Annotated in this window: 13 protein-coding genes; 4 read left to right on the top strand and 9 right to left on the bottom strand. The window is 42.3% G+C overall.

Annotation, left to right across the window (positions count from 1 at the left end; translation table 11 throughout):
* Positions 1 to 248: 248 nt before the first annotated feature.
* On the bottom strand, positions 249 to 2,609 hold the full coding sequence (locus tag B9T19_RS01180) for a Tex family protein (protein ID WP_198959024.1): 2,361 nt from the start codon (positions 2,607 to 2,609) through the stop codon (positions 249 to 251).
* Positions 2,610 to 3,036: 427 nt separating this feature from the next.
* Between B9T19_RS01180 and B9T19_RS01185 the strand changes: the two genes are divergently transcribed.
* From B9T19_RS01185 to B9T19_RS01200, 4 genes are all read left to right on the top strand, one after another.
* A complete protein-coding gene (locus B9T19_RS01185; protein WP_275665745.1) occupies positions 3,037 to 3,618 on the top strand; it encodes an ATP-dependent zinc protease in 582 nt (193 codons plus the stop codon).
* Positions 3,619 to 3,820: 202 nt separating this feature from the next.
* Positions 3,821 to 5,395 carry a UUP1 family membrane protein gene (locus tag B9T19_RS01190; RefSeq protein ID WP_094566790.1) on the top strand — a complete coding sequence of 525 codons (1,575 nt, stop codon included), beginning with the start codon at positions 3,821 to 3,823 and terminating at the stop codon, positions 5,393 to 5,395.
* A gap of 2 nt (positions 5,396 to 5,397) precedes the next feature.
* A complete protein-coding gene (locus tag B9T19_RS01195; protein ID WP_094566791.1) occupies positions 5,398 to 6,396 on the top strand; it encodes an alpha-L-glutamate ligase-like protein in 999 nt (332 codons plus the stop codon).
* A 6-nt stretch (positions 6,397 to 6,402) separates the two neighbouring features.
* The gene (locus B9T19_RS01200) at positions 6,403 to 7,128 is read left to right on the top strand and encodes a methylated-DNA--[protein]-cysteine S-methyltransferase (RefSeq protein ID WP_233146755.1); all 726 of its coding nucleotides are present in this window, start codon (positions 6,403 to 6,405) and stop codon (positions 7,126 to 7,128) included.
* Here B9T19_RS01200 and B9T19_RS01205 read toward each other — a convergent pair.
* The 8 genes from B9T19_RS01205 to uvrB form a co-directional block, all read right to left on the bottom strand.
* A complete protein-coding gene (locus B9T19_RS01205) occupies positions 7,067 to 8,191 on the bottom strand; it encodes a YeiH family protein (RefSeq protein WP_233146756.1) in 1,125 nt (374 codons plus the stop codon). The two genes, B9T19_RS01200 and B9T19_RS01205, sit on opposite strands and share 62 nt — an antisense overlap.
* 279 nt (positions 8,192 to 8,470) lie before the next feature.
* Positions 8,471 to 9,442, bottom strand: coding sequence for an NAD(P)H-quinone oxidoreductase (locus B9T19_RS01210; RefSeq protein WP_094567346.1), 972 nt, complete (start codon positions 9,440 to 9,442; stop codon positions 8,471 to 8,473).
* A gap of 152 nt (positions 9,443 to 9,594) precedes the next feature.
* Complete coding sequence (locus B9T19_RS01215; RefSeq protein ID WP_094566792.1) at positions 9,595 to 12,516, bottom strand: FAD-binding and (Fe-S)-binding domain-containing protein; 2,922 nt, start codon at positions 12,514 to 12,516, stop codon at positions 9,595 to 9,597.
* A 20-nt stretch (positions 12,517 to 12,536) separates the two neighbouring features.
* Positions 12,537 to 13,676, bottom strand: a complete 1,140-nt coding sequence (gene zapE / locus B9T19_RS01220; RefSeq protein WP_094566793.1) for a cell division protein ZapE — start codon at positions 13,674 to 13,676, stop codon at positions 12,537 to 12,539.
* 14 nt (positions 13,677 to 13,690) lie between these two features.
* The gene (gene tadA, locus B9T19_RS01225; RefSeq protein WP_094566794.1) at positions 13,691 to 14,200 is read right to left on the bottom strand and encodes a tRNA adenosine(34) deaminase TadA; all 510 of its coding nucleotides are present in this window, start codon (positions 14,198 to 14,200) and stop codon (positions 13,691 to 13,693) included.
* Between the two features lie 205 nt (positions 14,201 to 14,405).
* Positions 14,406 to 14,969, bottom strand: a complete 564-nt coding sequence (locus B9T19_RS01230; protein ID WP_094566795.1) for a YggT family protein — start codon at positions 14,967 to 14,969, stop codon at positions 14,406 to 14,408.
* Positions 14,970 to 15,117: 148 nt separating this feature from the next.
* On the bottom strand, positions 15,118 to 15,951 hold the full coding sequence (proC, locus tag B9T19_RS01235; RefSeq protein ID WP_158214320.1) for a pyrroline-5-carboxylate reductase: 834 nt from the start codon (positions 15,949 to 15,951) through the stop codon (positions 15,118 to 15,120).
* A 178-nt stretch (positions 15,952 to 16,129) separates the two neighbouring features.
* Positions 16,130 to 18,169: an excinuclease ABC subunit UvrB gene (uvrB, locus tag B9T19_RS01240; protein WP_233146757.1), complete on the bottom strand. Its 2,040-nt coding sequence runs from the start codon at positions 18,167 to 18,169 to the stop codon at positions 16,130 to 16,132.
* Positions 18,170 to 18,398: the final 229 nt, after the last annotated feature.

The following is an 18,398-nucleotide window of genomic DNA, read 5'->3' on the forward strand; positions in this document are numbered from 1 at the left end:
AGAAGTGAATGATAGATTTGTGGAATAGGAGATATCTGCCGGGTGCGAAAATGAATTGAGCCATCGTTTATTGCGATCAGCGGAATACTCACTATTAAGAAAGAAGAGCACTAAGAAAAAAAGATCACCTCACTAAGGTGATCTTCTCTCTTGTGTGATCTCTTTATAGATATATCCATTACTCGATGCTTTTAATATATCTTTTGTTATCAACGGTTAATTAACAGTCGTTGATTAACAGCTATTGATCAACGTTTTTTCAGAGATTTTAAAGCATCGGCAAAAGGATTATTGCTGATTGATCCGCCTCTATTTTGTGAATCACGATCTCTGTTGCGATTTCTGCTTCCTTGATGATTTCTTGCGCTATTTTCTCGTGAGTGACTTGTTCGGTGGGTATCGGTATCGGAGGTGTGATTCTCCCCTTGTGGAAGTGGATCATTCATCCGCATCGAGAGCCCAATTCGTTTTCTTGGAATATCAACCTCTAATACTTTTACCTCAACAACATCCCCCACTTTGACCACTTCATGGGGATCTTTAACAAAACGATCTGCTAACGCACTGATATGAACCAATCCATCTTGGTGGACTCCAATATCAACAAAAGCCCCAAAGTTTGCCACGTTAGTCACAACGCCTTCCAATTTCATTCCTGGCTTGAGATCTTTCAGTTCAGAGACATCTTCTCTAAATTGAGCGGTAATAAATTCAGGGCGAGGATCGCGTCCCGGCTTTTCAAGCTCTGCTAAGATATCCTCAACAGTGGGAAGACCAAATTTTTCACAGACATAATCTTGAGGATTAAGCCCCTTAAGAAAAGTACTATTACCAATAATCTCTTCTAATTTTTTACCACTTTTTTGGAGAATTCTCTCTACGACAGGATAAGCTTCAGGGTGAACTGCGGAGATATCGAGGGGATGATCTCCTCTAATCCGTAGAAATCCGGCGGCAAGTTCAAATGTTTTGGGGCCTAAGCGGGGAACTTTTTTGAGTTGAGCGCGATTTTTGAAAGGACCATTTTCATCACGATAAGCGACAATATTGTACGCAGTGGTGCTATTGAGACCGGATACTTTTGCAAGAAGCTCTGTGGATGCTGTATTCGCATCAACACCGACGGCGTTAACACAATCTTCCACAACACTTTCGAGCATGCGATTGAGTTGTACTTGATTAACATCATGCTGATATTGCCCAACACCGATCGCTTTTGGTTCGATCTTAACTAATTCGGCAAGGGGATCTTGGAGACGTCTAGCGATCGAAACTGCTCCACGTAGAGAGACATCAAGATCGGGGAACTCTTTTGCTGCTGTTTCAGATGCTGAGTAGACCGATGCTCCCGCTTCACTTGTGACCACTTTATTGAGCTTAGAAAATTGCTTGCAGAGCTCAGCTGCTAATTTATCTGTTTCACGCGATGCCGTACCATTGCCGATAGAGATCAGTTGAGGATTATATTTTGTGACAAGCTGTGCAAGTATCTCTAAGGATTGAGTCCAGCGATTGTGGGGTGCATGTGGATAGATCGTCGCAGTTTCTAATAATTTCCCAGTGCGATCGACAACAGCGACTTTACATCCTGTCCGAAGGCCGGGATCGATTCCTAAAATCGCTTTCTCTCCGGCAGGAGAGGCGAGGAGAAGATCTTTTAAATTACGCGCAAAAACGGCAATCGCTTCTGTCTCTGCCGCTTCACGCATCTGGTTGATCAACTCTAAAGAGAGGGAGAGATGTAATTTGGCTCTCCAGCTAAGGCGGATTGTCTCTTTAAGCCAAGGATGTGGCGCAGTGAGCGCTAATTGATCGGTGATTATTTGAAGGGGCACCTCTTCTAGTAATTCCGGCAGTTTGAGGTTGAGCTGTAAAATATCTTCATTTCTTCCTCGAAGAAGTGCTAAAGCCCGATGAGAAGGAATTTTGTGAATCGGTTCTTGAAACTGAAAGTAATCTTTATAATTGTTCCCAAGCTCCTCTTTTCCAGCTTGAACTTGCGCATGAAGCTCTCCCTCTTTCCAGAGATAGTGACGAAGTTCTCCTAGAAGTTCAGCATTTTCAGAGATTCTTTCAATGAGAATAAAACGAGCACCATCGAGGACCGCTTTATGATCGGCAAAACCATGATCAGGATTGAGATAGGGCGCAGCGAGCGCTTCAATATCGAGATCGGAATCATTATTTAATGTGAGAAGTTGATCTGCTAAGGGCTCAATGCCGGCTTCAATGGCAATCTGTGCACGGGTTCTTCGCTTAGGGCGATAGGGAAGATAGAGATCTTCAAGTGCCATTTTAGTCTCGGCATCGTTAATCTTTTTGCGAAGATCATCACTCAATTTATCCTGCTCTAAAATGGAGTTGAGGATGGTCTCTCTTCTCGCATTGAGCTCGCGAAGGTAGATTAAACGCTCTTCAAGATTACGTAGCTGTGTATCATCTAAGCCGCCTGTAACCTCTTTACGATAACGGGCAATAAAGGGAACCGTTGCACCCTCATCAAGTAGCTTAATCGCGGCTGATACCTGTGCCTCTTTAGCATTGATATCGGTGGCGATAATAGTGGGTAGTGCTGCGAAATGGGCTTGCATATCTGCCTGAATCGTCATTAACAAGAACTCCTTCTGCTCAAAAGTAATGAAAAAGAGCTCTATTATATCGTGATTTACTACTAGGAGCGTATCGCTTTACGTTTAAAGTAAAGATTCGAGTAATTGTTAGACATAATTATCTTATATCAATATTGAATCAATATTGGGTCAATCGTGGATCAATAGTGGATTAAGATTGGATAGATTGTTGCACTTATTATGCGCTCTAATAGGATAGTAGATGTAATAAGGAGAGACTCTGACATTACTTCTGATATTACTTCTGATATTACTCAATGTATGGATCAATCGATGTCGCTTCTTAGGGGTGAGAATTTTTCTCCATGAAAAGATCTATGCTAAACTGACAAAAATTAAAAAACGTAAAATCGATCTTTCAATAGCGAAAGCATCAGGATCGATATGCGAAGAATAGGAAGAAATAATGAGTAGAAAAAAGATAGAGATGATCACCATTCTCCTATGCCTTATGGGGAGCTTTCTCTTCGGTGTGACATTCGCAGCGGAAAAGGCAAAAAAAGGGGCAATGGAGAAGGATCATAGTGTTCAGCGAGTATCTCAGCCAATTTTAGGACGTTATGAACGTGTCAAAATTGATGAGTTAGGTGGCAAAACTATTAAAGCAAAAATTGATACCGGTGCTTATACCGCCTCTTTGAATGCAATTGATATTGAGTATTATCAGAAAGATGGGGAAGATTGGGTTCGCTTTACGCCTGTTGTTGATGATAAGCCTCTACAGACACAAACACTTCCCTTAGTTAAAATTTCTCGAATTAAACAGCGAGCAGAGGAGGGGGATGATAGCGATGATATTGCATCTGCGAAGCGTCCTGTTGTGGCAATGACAATCTGTATTGGTGATCAAAAGGCAGTGATTGATGTCAACTTAACTAATCGCGGTCATTTCAATTACCCTCTTTTGATTGGTGCAAAAGCTTTAAGAGAGCTCAATGCTCTAGTTGATGCTGGAAAACGCTATATTGCGCCGGCAGATTGTGATTAATTGACCTATTGTCAATTGATCAACTTTATCTATTTAAGCCATCTATTTAAACTAGCTATTTAAAAAGTAATTTAAAAAGTAATTTAAAAAGTAATTTACTTAATAGTATTTAATAGCACTTAATAGTGATCGATTTAATTATTACTGATTGAGTTGTTACTGATTTAGTCGTTACCGATTCGCCAAATAAGGAAAGTCTCCAATGCGTTCCGTCAATCTTCATTTAAGAGTTTTAGTATTTCTTCTTGTAGCATTCGGCTTAGGCTCTATCGCTTATGAGCGTTATGTGTTACAGATCCCTTTTACCGATCGAGCCGTTGAAGATCTCTGGACGATCGATGCCAAGATCACCTATGACGTCCCCGCTAATTCGGGCGTCAGTGTGAAGTTCTATCTACCGACAATCTATAATCAATACTCGCTCTATAGTGAGTCCTTAATTGCAGATAAGCAGTATGGGCAGGTATTAGAGCAAGATGAGTATGGAAATAAGATTGGGCACTACTCCATTCGAAGAACAAAGGGGCCAGAGACGCTCTACTATCGTTTAGCTTTGTCCCCTAATTTTGGTATGAGTGAAAAGGTGGAGGAGAAGGGACCTATCTACCGAGAGCCGATACCTCTCGAAGGGGCTGATAAATTGGCCGCTGATGCATTAGTCACTGATATTCGTGCAACCTCATCGAATACATTGAGTTTTATTAGTGAGGCGATTCGCCGAGTGAATGATCCTGATAATATCAATGTGAAGACCCTTCTAAAGGGGGATAACTCTGTTAAGAATCGTTATGCAGTCGCAGAACTTCTTCTCTCCCAGGCTCATATTCCTGTTCAGCGCGTTAATACTTTGGAGTTAAAGCCGAGCGTTGATCAATCACCGGAGATCTGGTTAAGAAGTTATATCGAAACAACCAAAAAAGAGGGTTCAAAAAACACAACCGTTGGTAAATGGTATTATTTCAACATTACGAATGGCATGGTGGGATTACCCAAGAATGCGATTATCTGGTCAATAGGTGATCAGCCGATTCTCTCTGTAGATAATGGCGTTCGTGCTAAAGTCTCCTTTAGTGTGACGGACAAACAGTTAACGGCAATTAGCCTTGCACAATCGACAAATACCGCTAGTTCTGAATTTTTAGCTTACTCGCTCTATAGTTTGCCCATCTCCATTCAATATGGTTATGAATTGATGCTGATGATTCCTTTTGGCGTTTTGGTCATTCTTTTAGTGCGTAACGTTGTCGGGATTCAGACATTAGGAACATTTACTCCAGTATTGATAGCGCTCGCATTTAGAGAGACGGGATTAGCATTTGGGGCGATCTTCTTCTCCATTATTATTGCGATGGGGCTACTGGTTCGCTCCTACCTTGAGCATCTAAAATTACAGATGTTATCGCGACTCTCTGTTGTTTTAACCTTTGTGATCATTATGATCGCTGTTTTAAGTATCTTCAGTTATAAGATGGGCTTTGCTAAAGGCTTGGCTATTGGCCTCTTCCCTATGGTGATCCTAACGATGACAATTGAGCGCCTTTCGATTACGTGGGAAGAGCGTGGTGCTGGTAATGTCTTAAAAATTAGTATCGGTACATTGATTGCTTCCTCTTTAGCTTATCTTTTGATGGAGGTTGAAGAGTTAGTCTATTTTGTCTTTACCTTCCCCGGCATCCTCCTTGTTCTAGCTGGTTTTATGTTGATGATGGGGCGTTATCGTGGTTATCGCTTGACGGAGTTGAAGCGCTTTAAGGCGATGTTAAAAGAGGATAAGTAGAGATGTTGACATGGATTAAACGCTGGCGCGCTCTGCGAAAACGAGGCGTCATGGGGATCAATGAACGAAACGGGGATTTTGTCCTTAAATATAATAATCGCCGTTTCTACCCTTACGTTGATGATAAGATCTTGACCAAAGAGCGAGCAATTGCTGCGGGAATCAATGTGCCGGAGATGTATGGCGTTATTGAGACTGAGAGCGATATTAAACGGCTGAAAAAGATTATTGGTGATAAACGGGAGTTTGTGATCAAGCCCGCTCAAGGTGCCGGAGGCGATGGTATTATTGTGATTGCCGATAAATTTGATGAGTATCGTTATAAAACGGTTTCAGGACGTTTAATTACGCTTGATGAGATTGAGTATCAGATCTCTAGTACATTGACCGGTCTCTACTCATTAGGAGGTACGCGAGATCGAGCTCTGATTGAGTATAAGGTAACCTCCGATCCGATCTTTAGTAGCATCAGTTACGAAGGTGTTCCCGATATTCGGATTATTGTTTTGATGGGATATCCGATTATGGCAATGTTACGATTACCGACAAGGCAGTCAGGAGGGAAAGCAAACCTCCATCAGGGCGCTATCGGTGTTGGCGTTGATCTAAAGAGTGGGACCACCTTAAAAGGGACCTGGCTCAATGAGATTATCCATCGACATCCCGATACTAATAATGAGGTCAGTAGTGTGACACTCCCTAATTGGGAGGGTTTTTTAGAGCTGGCAACGAGTTGCTATGAGTTGAGTCAATTGGGTTATATCGGTGTTGATATGGTACTCGATGAGACAAAAGGGCCATTAGTTTTAGAGATCAATGCGCGTCCGGGATTAAACATTCAGATTGCTAATAATGCCGGCCTTTCTGCAAGAGCTAGAAAGGTTGAGGAACATTTAGCGATGCTTAAAAAAGAGGGGTTACCTGCAGAATCGATTGTTGAGAGAATGGCCTTTTCTCAGCAATATTTTGGTGATGAGATGAAAGAGACTTTAGAGAAGTAGTTGAAGATGACGCAACTGAAAATGCAGCGATACTATTACTATCACCGATTTCCCGCTGGGGAGATCGGTTTTTTATGGCAAAAAGAGGGGTTATTAGCTCTCGATATCTCTCAGTTAAAGATGGAGCTCACAGATGATCTACACCGCTTTCTGCGGGAGGTATCTCAAACGGAATCGCAAGAGACAGATCATTCATTAGCAATAGCATGGCAGAGAATCGCAGTAGCGATCTCCGATCCTTTAGAACTTTTAATGCCTACAGATCTTAACGAAAGCGCGGAATCATCTTCTGAAGAGAGATTGTCAGAGCAGAGTCTTAATGAGCGCAATTATCAGCTCATTACTCAAGCGATTGCCGAGCTCTCTGCCTATTTTGCCGGAACTTTGCAGCAGTTTACAATACCTCTCTTTCCACTTGGAACCCCATTTCAGCGACAGGTTTGGGAGGCTTTAGGAAGAATACTTTACGGAGAGGTGATCAATTATCAACAATTAGCTCTCTTAATTGATCATCCGCGGGCAACTCGAGCGGTGGGGAGTGCAAATGGCAAAAATCCATTGCCGATTATTATTCCTTGTCATCGCGTGATTGCCAGTGATGGCAGCTTGGGAGGTTATAGTGGAGGGCTGATAACTAAAATAGCACTCCTTGAGCAGGAAGGATTTACCATTACTGCAGAAAAAAAGCGATTAAGAGTAGTGCCAAGAGAATCTGTCCTATTCCAAGAATAAGCGCATAGAGTGCTAATTTTCCTCCTTGCTGTTTGAGGAGTGAGAAATTAAGGCGTAGCCCAATCGCTGCAAGTGCAGTTACCTCAAAGAGTCCACTTAAGGTGAGAAACCCTTTTGTAAGATCTTGATGAATGATCTCAATAGAGTTGAGGGTGCAGGCGATCATAAAACCAAAGAGATACCAAGGAACGATTTTAATGATCGATTGTAAAAATGATGATACCGTAGATGGCGCTTTATCGTTGACCGATGGGTGCCTCTTAGAAGCATTTAGCTCTTCTTCCTCGGACATTGAAATGGTTACTTTTTTTGAGTTTTTTATCACCGCACGACTATTTCGTGCTGCAATTTGGTGAAAAAGTAGAACAATAAAGATCAATGAAGCGATCCGCATAATCTTAAAGATTGTAGCATCTCGCATCACCTCATCACCTAACATACTTGCGCTAGCAATCACTTGCCCAACAGATTGTAAAATTCCACCAATAAAAGCACCTTGCAACAGCGCATGATCATAAAGCGTTAGGGCGATAAGGGGGAGAAGAAACATCATCACGGTCCCCATGAGGTTAACAATGGTAATGATCAGGCCTCTCTCCTCTTCTTTTGCTCCAATAACCGGTGCTGTAGCGGCGATAGCGGAAGAGCCACAAACACCATTTCCAGCGGCCATGAGGAGGTAGTAATTTTGTGTGAAATGAAGAAGTTTACCAATCCCAATCGCTAAGAGAAGGGTGCCGATAATCTGTAGTGTGATAAAGAGTGTGCCGGCAAAGCCAAGTTCGCCCAAAGTAGAGAAGGTCACTGAAAAACCTAATAAGACAATGGCATATTCTAGTAGACGCCCCTCAGCAAAGCGTGTTCCTTTTTGAAAAATATCCTGTTTAAAGAAGAGATTTCCTAAGATAATGCCTAAGAAGATCGCAATAGGAGAGGGGCCAATCGCTGGAATCCAGAGCGCTAAAATAGCCGCTACAGCAGCGGTTCCTATTGCAAGAAGTAGACCGGGAATAATCGCTGGAATTTCTGAAGGTTTAGGGATAAAGCTAGGGTATCTCATCATGATAGGCAGTAATAGATTTGTGCTAGAAGTTTGAGGTAAGAATCTGAAATAAGGCTTGAAATAAAACTTGAAATAAAAGATTGAAATAGGAGTGAAAATTGCTATTTTATCCTACTCCTTTTCAGGAAATGTGCCAATTAATGTGCTAGTTAATGAGTAGAAATTATGCGATTAGAGAGTAAGAAAAACGCCACAACCTCTTGCTTATTAAAAGGGAGATTGTGGCGTTCTTCTATTCTTATTATGATATTGATTATGCTTATTTTTATCGATCGCTTTTTAGTTAACTTCTAGAACGATTTTACCAATGTGGGCACTAGATTCCATCAATTCATGAGCCTTATCAGCTTCTGCAAGTGGGAAGGTGGCACAGATTACAGGTTTAAAGTGACCTTCCACAAGAAGCGGTAAAACATCGCGACGAATATCTTCTGTTAATTGACGTTTAAATGCATATTCACGTGAACGAAGGGTGCTACCAGTAACTGTGAGGCGTTTTTGCATGATTTTCATGAGATTTGCCGTTACTTTGGCGCCCCCCATAGAGTTGATATAGACGAGTCGACCATCTGGGTTGAGAAGATCGATATTCTTCTCATAATAATCACCACCGATCATATCGAGAATAACATCGATGCCGACACCCTTTAAGACCTCGGCAAAATCATCCTCTTTATAGTTAACCGCTATCTCTGCCCCTAAAGCTTTTACTGCCTCCTGTTTTTCGCTATTTCCAACAGTTGTGTAGACATTAGCCCCAATAATTTTTGCCAGTTGAATTGCTGTAATACCAATGCCGCTACTGCCGCCATGAACTAGAAAATTCTCCCCTTTTTTTAGCGAGCCTCTTTGAAAGACATTGCTCCAGACCGTATAGAGGGTCTCAGGAAGGCTAGCTGCTTCAACGAAGCTTAGCTCTTTCGGTTTAGGGAGAGCCAAATCTTGATCGACACGAACGTACTCAGCATAACCGCCCCCGCCAATAAGTGAGAAGACCTCATCGCCTACCTTCCAACGGGTCACTTTGCTCCCGACCGCTTCCACAATACCGGCGACCTCTAATCCAAGAATGTCTTGAGGTTCTCCTTCGGGAGCTGGATAGTAACCTTTTCGTTGAATGACATCAGGGCGATTAACTCCTGCCGCTTTCACTTTGATCAGAATGTCATTCTCACCTACTGTTGGGCATTCTTTCTCTCCAAGTTGAAGAACTGAAGGTGCGCCAAACTCTGTAAGAATAACTGCTTTCATAGTATCCATAATATCTCCTTATCTGTTTTGTAAGAGAGGGAGCGGGCTCGATAAAACTGCTATCTATAATACCGCTATCTATAATACTGTTATCTATCGATACTTATTTAAAATGATAGATAGACACTATAACCTATCTTCAATCTTGATTGCTATCTCTGCAAAAGTGGGCTCAACAGTTGATTGAGTTTCACAATCGGATGAACAATCTCAACATTATCGAAGCGTTTTACCTGACTTCGGCAGGAAGATCCAGTAGCTAAGAGTGTTTCAGGTGCATTCTCTTTGATGATCTCGCCCCATGATTGAGAGTAGATCTTTTCAGAGAGATCTCTATTTTTCTTAATATGGCCAAAGCCACCACTCATTCCACAACAACCACTCTTCTCCTCACTTAAGTGGAGGCCAAAACGGGCAAATATCTCTTGCCATGCTTTAGGCGCATGTGTTGCATTGGTCTTTTCAGTACAGTGGCTCATCAGCTTGAGATCGATCTTCTCTTCAATCTGTGGAAGATCTTGTCTATTGGCAAGATAGGTGGCTAACCACTCTTGAATGAGTGCAACATTGGGGGAAGCAAGCCCGATAGCAGGATACTCTTCTCGATAGGTGAGTGTGATCGGTGGTTCGATACCTACGAGTGGAATGCCGTAAGCGGCAAGCTTCGTTAAGAGCTCATTTTGAGCTTCAGCCTCTTTTTTAAATTGTGTTAAAGCACCATAGACATGAGCGACCTTTCCAGAGGATTGGTAAGGCGCGATAAAGATTATGACGCCTAATTGATGAAGGAGCTCTACGGTGGCATTAAAGGTTGTCGCATCATAGAACATAAAGAAGGAGTCCGGCACTAAAATAACTGCGTTTTCCGGAGATTTAACCGACTCTAAGCAGGAGAGGTTATCGAGTGTTAATTGTTGATAGTAGTGTTGATCTGCATGATATTGGGCTCGCTCAAGTTGTGGAAGATCGACGAGTCCAATCTGTGAGAAGAGCTGCTTCGTTAGGCTGTTTTGGGTAATCCAATTAGTAATTCCTGCAACCTTGGCACTCTGTTCTACCATCTTTTCAGCATTGATCAAGATTTTTTCATAGAGTGGGCGTTTTCTCTTTTGATAATATTCATTGAGAAATTGGGATTTTGCCGCCGGGATATTGACTTTAATAGGGCATTCTCCGGCACATGATTTACAGCTTAAGCAGAGTGAGAGTGAATCATAGAGCTCTTGCTCAAATTGGGGTTGAACAATATTGTGTGATTTTTGACGAAGCCACTCTTTGATCAATTCTGCTCGACCTTTAGGGGAGTGAATTCGCTCTCTTGTCGCTTTATAGCTTGGGCACATTGCGGCATTGAGATCATAATTGAAGCAGGCGCCATTTCCATTACAGTAGAGAGTTGTCGCATAAGCATTTTCAGCCCAGTAATGGCTATTGATCTGACGATTAAAATCAGCACGAAGTGGCACTTCATCAATCTTTAAGAGTGCATGATCCGCAACGGCTGCAATTTTGCCGGGATTGAGTTGATTGTAAGGATCGAACGTTCTTTTTACACTCTGGACAAGGGGATAGAGCTCACCAAAGAAATCTTGAGCATATTCAGAGCGAACCCCCTTTCCATGCTCTCCCCAAAGTGCGCCCCCATACTTTTGGCAGAGCTGATAGACTTTGTCGGAGATTTGTCGAATAAGCGGGCGATCCTCTTCTAGTTTGAGATCAAGTGCGGGGCGGACATGGATAACGCCGGCATCAGCATGACCAAACATGCCATATTTGACTGCCGCTTGGTCTAGAATAGCTCGAAATTCAGCAATAAAGGGGGCTAGATTTTCTGGTGGAACAGCTGTATCTTCCACAAAGGGAATCGGGCGACGATTTCCTTGAACAGCGCCTAACAATCCCACCGCACGTTTACGCAGACCATAGATATCAAGTACCGCTTTTTTTCCTAAGAGTGGGCGAATGGAGAGTCGGCTTTTGTGAGGATGGGTCTCAATATAGTGTGTAAAGTCGGTGACCTTCTCTTGCAATGTCGGAAGATCATCAGCATTAAATTCAACAAGTTGAATCGCTTTAAGCGCCTCATAATCGATGCCGCTAAAATACTCTTCTGTTGTCGCCCAGATAAAGTCATTCTTAGCGATCTCCATGACAATATTATCAATCACTTCGACCGATGTCGGCTTAGGTGTTGCCCCCATTAAGAGGGGAGCATCCTCTAGCGCGCCGATAAAATCATTATAGGTGATCAGAACCAGCGCTGTCTCTTTAGGGATCGGCAAGACATTGAGTTTAGCTTCTGTAAAAACGCCCAATGTTCCTTCTGACCCACAGAGAAGATGGTTGAGGTTGATCATCTCATCTTGGGTAAAGTGATCAAGATCATATCCGGTGATAAATCGATTAAGTTGAGGGAAGTGAGCATGGATCTTCTCTTTATGGGGAAGAAGTGCTTGATAGAGAGATTCCGCTATTGGCAAGCGTTGTTCATCTTTCTGATTTTGAGAAAAAGGACGACTCACAAGCGCTTCACCACCGATGCGATAAGCTAAGATCTCAAGGACATGTTGGCTGGTCTTGCCATACTCACAGCTTCCTTGGCCAGAAGCATCAGTATTGATCATTCCACCGATTGTTGCACGGTTAGAGGTTGAAAGCTCAGGTGCAAAGAAGAAACCATAGGGGCGAAGATAGGCATTGAGCTGATCTTTGACAACTCCCGTTTGCACTGTCACGACCCTCTTATCAGGATCAAAATTTAGGATCTTATTCATATGGCGTGACAGATCTAAGATAATCCCTTGATTGAGGGATTGCCCATTTGTTCCTGTGCCACCTCCACGAGTGGAGAGCGTAATATGGCGAAATCGCTCCTCTCCTAGCAGTACCATCACTTTCTCCACATCGTGATTATCTTTGGGAAAAAGGATCGCTTCCGGCATCAATTGGTAGATAGAGTTATCCGTTGCCGCGATTAATCTTTGGGCATAAGAGACCTCAATCTCGCCGCTAAAGTTTTTTGCGCTTAAGACTTCTAAAAACTGCTCTGTACTTGGGGTGGGGTGGATGCTCATAATCTCTCTCCGTTATCTCTTTATTGTTTCTCTTTGTTGCTCGTTCTTTTTGGTTGATCGAGATACTCTTGTGATTGCATCTCAATAAGGCGACTAATTGTGCGATCAAACTCAAAGTCGAGCGCCTTTTCACCTTTCGGCGCATAGAGTTGATTCATCGGAACTTCCGAACCAATAATCACTTTGACCCCTTGGTCATAGAACTCATCAATCATAATCACAAAGCGTCTTGCCTCATTCTCTAAATCTCGCGTTAATTGCGGTAAGCCACTGAAGAAAACGGTATCTAAGATTGATGCAAGATAGATAAAGTCTTGAGATGAACGTGCTTTGCAACAAGCTTCATCGAAGGTGAACCAGGCACTCTTCTCATAATGTTCTAACATATGAAATGGATGGCCATTGACATCGAGCGTTTCGGGATGATCTGAACCTCCGGTGAGCTTCTCAAATTTTAGTTTGAACTGCTTCTCTTGCTCCTCTTCTGTACCGGTAAACCAAACATCGGCACTATCGATATGGCGCATACGATAATCTTGATCTGTATCGAGAACAATGACTTCAAGACGATTCTTGATAATGTCGATTGCCGGTAGAAATTGTTGACGCTGTAATCCATTTTTATAGAGATCTTCAGGTGGACGGTTAGAGGTTGTGATAAAGAAGATACCTTCCGCTAAGAGGGCATCGAGTAGACGATAGAGAATCATCGCATCGGTAATATCGATAACGTGAAACTCATCTACACAGAGAACTTTACACTCTTTGGCAAACTCTTTTGCTACCAATTTAAGCGGATCTTCACTTCCTTGGTATTGACGCATCTTTTGGTGAACATCTTGCATAAAGTGGTAGTAATGCTCTCGAATTTTGGGAACATCGATATTGTTAAAGAAGAGATCCATTAGAAAGGTTTTTCCTCTTCCTACGCGCCCATAGATATAGAGTCCACGAGGATCGCTATAGGTCATCGGTTGCTCGGCAAAAGGTTTTAACATCTTCTGCATAAAGGAGCGAGAATCCTCTGCCGGAATCGGTTTGTCATTGAGAATTTTAGCTTTTAATTTGTCATAGCTCTCAGCGACAGAAACTTGGACGGGATCGACCTTAAAACCTTTCTCTTCGATTAGTTTGAAATAGGCTTCTTTAATGGTTGTCATAATGATTAGCTCCTCTATTTTTTAACCCGACGCTCTTTAAAAAATGCTTTGATAAGTGAACGACACTCCTCTCGGAGGATGTGTGGAATAATGGTGATTTTATGATTAAATGCTTTATAGTCATTGATATTGAGGTTAGTTCCTAATGCGCCATTCCGGGAATCTCCGGCACCATAAACAACGGTATCGATACGTGCGTGGAGAAAACTGCCTGCGCACATTGTACAAGGTTCTAAAGTGACATAGAGTGTCATCCCCGGCAGACGATAGTTTTTGATTTTGGCACAAGCTTTGCGAATTGCAACAATCTCGGCATGTGCTGTAGGATCATTATCGATAATGGAGCGATTATGCCCACGTGCGATAATTTCTCCATTGTAGACGATCACAGCACCGATAGGGACTTCTCCGATCTCCCCTGCTTTTTGTGCCTCAAGAAGAGCCTCTTGCATAAAGTATCGATGTTGCTGATATGCTTCATCAGGGATCTTATCTATCGTGCTCTTTTCTCGTACTTCACTCATATTGTATGATCTATTCTTATGTGATCTGTCATCAGATGCTGGATTTATTATTTTTCTATAGCGTTCTATAGTGTTCTATAGCTCTTCTACTGTTACTGCCTAACTATTATTTCCCAACTGTTACCTTTTAACTGTTACCTTCTAACTATTATTATCCTGATAATCAGGTTTTCTATGAGGTTTTGCGAAATGCTCTTTTCATTCGCTAGGCAAAGAAGATCAATTTTGCGTAGAAATGATTGATCACATTTAAGCCTAAGAAGAGACCGAGGACAATCACCATTGGGCGAAAATCGATCATACCGACCTGTAGCTTAAAAGGGAAGCGTTTCATAATGGGGGCAAGTAATTGATTGAGAAGACTTAAAAAGACGCTCTGTCTTGGAGATGAGCCGATCCAACTACTAATTGCTTGGATAATATAAGCAAAGAGATAGATATAGATAATGTTGCGCAAGATCTCTAAAATCACCACCCCTACTAATGCTAGCGGTGTAATCGGCAACATCACTTTAAGTAACATCAAGAGGAGATATTTGATGATTGTAATGATAATCGCCGCTAAGATTGCAGACCAATCGGCACTGCCGACGATGGGCGTGATTTTACGAATCGGTAAGATAATTGGATTGGTGAGTTTAACGATCGATTGCACAATCGGATGGTAAAAGTTTGCCTTAACTAATTGCAATAGAAAGCGAAGAAGAATAAAGATCATCGCAAAGCTATAAGCAACTTCAATGAGAAATTCGAGAATATTGTTGATCATTAGAGATTTTGCTCCTCATCTATCTAATGGGGGGAAATAGGAAATAGGAAAATAGTGGAAATAGAAGAATTTATAACTGAGATTGAGTCGGTGATTCAATGGCGTTAATAGCGTAACGAATAGATGATTCATCGCTACTCTAGATCACCTATATTTTCTCAGAGATGAGTTCGGAAAGTTCTTGATCACGATTAAATGCAGCTCTCATCGCCTCCTCAATAATCTTGTCAAAATGATTTTTCTCTAAGCTAAAGATCGCCTGCTCTGTTGTTCCTTGGGGGGACATCACATTGCGCTTTAACGTCTCAAAAGAGAGATCAGAAAGTTGACTATAACGTGCTGAACCTAGCACCGCTTGCTGTGTCAATACTTTACTATTTTCAGGAGTAAGCCCCATCTCTACTCCGACACGGCTCATAATATCCATCAGATAGTAGAGGTAAGCAGGGCTTGAGCCCGAGACAGCTACCGCCGCAGAGATGAGCTCTTCAGATGCAAGCCAAGTAGTAATGCCACAGCTTGCGAAGATCTGGCCGGCATCATTGCATGCAGATTTTGAGACCGCTTCATTAGCATAGAGTGCAGAAGCGCCTAATCCAATAGTGGATGGGGTATTAGGCATGACACGAATGATGGGATATTCCGTTGCATCGATGCCACGTAAAATGGCTTCTATTGAGACGCCGGCAGCGATAGAGATAATGAGTGGTTTCTCTTTAAGTGCATGAAGAATGGGTTTAAGTTCAGCAAGGAGAGCTGGGAATCCTTGGGGTTTGATGGCTAGAATAAGGATATCGACCTGATCGATAAAATCGCGATAATCTGCTGAAGTGGTAACGCCGAGCGTCTGTTGAAAATAGGTGCGTTTCTCTTCATTTCGATCACAAAGATAGAGGTCAAAACAACGCTCTTTTTGTGATAATCCGCTCAATATCGCCTTTGCCATATTGCCACCACCGATAAATCCTACCGCTTTTTTCATAAATACTCCTCGCTTTATTGTTCGTATTGATCTCTTTTGCATCCTTGAGGTGAGATCTTTCTGATGTTACGAAAGTTGCAATCCCCGGCGTTAATTAAAAGGTATTAACTTAGTGTTAACGCAAATAGGGGATTTTGAGCTCATTGGGTCATTTTATCATGCTCTTTAAGGAAAAACTTTAGGCAAGAAGAAACTCTCGCTTAAGACGCTCAATCTCATCTCGCATCTCTGCAGCCGCTTCAAACTCTAAGTTTTGTGCATGATCGAGCATCTCTTTTTCCAATTGTGCCAGATGTTTTGCCAATTTTTTAGGATCAGATTTGAATTGATGCTCATCATTAATACTCTGTTCATCGATGATCAATTTACCGCGATACTCTTTGATATATTCATTATCAGGAGCGGCATCGCGGGCATCATACATAATGTCTTGAATCTGTTTTTGAATGGTTTTAGGGGTAATATTGTGTTCAATATTGTGCGCCTCTTGTAGTGCTCGACGACGTTCCGTCTCATCGATTGCGGCACGCATCGCTTTAGTGATCTTATTGGCGTAGAGAATGGCTTTCCCTTCTGAGTTTCGTGCGGCGCGCCCTATAGTCTGAATCAGGGAGCGCTCTGAACGGAGGAATCCCTCTTTGTCGGCATCTAAAATCGCCACAAGAGAGACTTCAGGGATATCGAGTCCTTCTCGTAACAGGTTGATTCCCACTAAAACATCAAAGACACCGAGTCGTAGATCGCGAATAATCTCCACTCGCTCTACAGTATCGATATCTGAATGGAGATATCGAACTTTGATTCCATGATCGGCTAAGAACTCGGTTAAATCTTCTGACATCTTCTTCGTTAAAGTGGTAATAAGAACCCGTTCATTTTTAGGAATTCGTTGATGGATCTCAGAGAGAACATCATCGACCTGTGTCTCTGCCGGACGAACCTCTACAATCGGATCGAGAAGTCCTGTTGGCCTTACCACCTGTTCTACAACTTGATCTGCATGTTCTGCCTCATAGATACTTGGCGTTGCCGAGACAAAGATCGTTTGAGGCATTAAATTTTCAAACTCTTCAAATTTAAGTGGGCGGTTATCGAGAGCAGAGGGGAGGCGAAAACCGTAATTGACTAAGGTCTCTTTTCGAGATCGATCCCCTTTATACATTGCCCCTACTTGAGGAACGGCAACGTGAGACTCATCAATAAAGAGAATGGCATTTTTAGGGAGATAATCGAAGAGTGTGGGAGGTGCTTCTCCCGGCGCTCTTCCGGAGAGGTAGCGCGAGTAGTTTTCGATTCCCTGGCAATAGCCCAGTTCAATCATCATCTCAATATCAAACTTGGTTCGTTGCTCAATTCGTTGTGCTTCCAATAATTTATTTTGTGAACGAAGCTCTTCTAAGCGTGCGGCGAGTTCCACTTTAATCTCTTCCACGGCGGCAAGTAGTCGATCTTTGGGGGTTACATAATGGCTTGAGGGATAGACCGTCAAGCGGGAGACATTGCGAGAGACATGACCGGTTAGAGGATCAAAGAAGGAGAGTTTTTCAATCTCATCATCAAAGAGCTCAATTCGAACCGCATCTCGTTCACTCTCTGCGGGAAAGATATCGATCACTTCGCCTCGAACTCTAAAGTTTCCGCGCTCTAAGATCGTATCGTTGCGTGTATATTGTAGTTCTACTAAACGCTTAATAATATCGCGTTGATCGATCCGCTCCCCTTTAGTGACATGGAGAATCATACTCATATAGTGATCTTTATCGCCAAGACCGTAAATTGCGGAGACAGTGGCAATAATAATAGTGTCGGGACGCTCTAAGATCGCTTTAGTCGCTGAAAGTCGCATCTGTTCGATATGATCATTGATAGAAGCATCTTTTTCAATAAAGGTATCTGATGCCGGCACATAGGCTTCTGGCTGATAGTAATCGTAATAGGAGACAAAATATTCCACAGCATTTTCAGGAAAAAATTCCTTCATCTCACCATAGAGTTGTGCAGCAAGTGTCTTGTTGGGAGCTAAGATCATTGCCGGGCGCTGTGTATTTTGGATCACATTGGCCATGGTAAAGGTTTTCCCTGATCCTGTAACGCCAAGAAGGGTCTGAAAGGCTAGTCCATCGTTGAGTCCTTCTGTTAATGCAGTAATTGCTTCGGGCTGGTCTCCTGCCGGAGAATAATGGGTAGAGAGCTTGAAATGCATAGGATCTGTCGCCATATTGAGTGTTATGTATGTCTGTATCGGTTTTAGAAGTCACTTTCATAAAGCATCGAATATAGAGATAGTATGTCATTTGCGATTGATGATTTGATGAAAGTACGAAAGTAATAAATGAAATAAATGAGTGATCAAAAGAGTGATCAAAAATTTGATATTAATTTTATGTTAATTTTCTACCAAAATTATATCAATTCTCTCTCTTTTATATTTTTTATCTCTTTTGTAC

Origin of the sequence: Ignatzschineria sp. F8392 (assembly GCF_002252045.1) — a bacterium.
Lineage (GTDB): Bacteria > Pseudomonadota > Gammaproteobacteria > Cardiobacteriales > Wohlfahrtiimonadaceae > Ignatzschineria.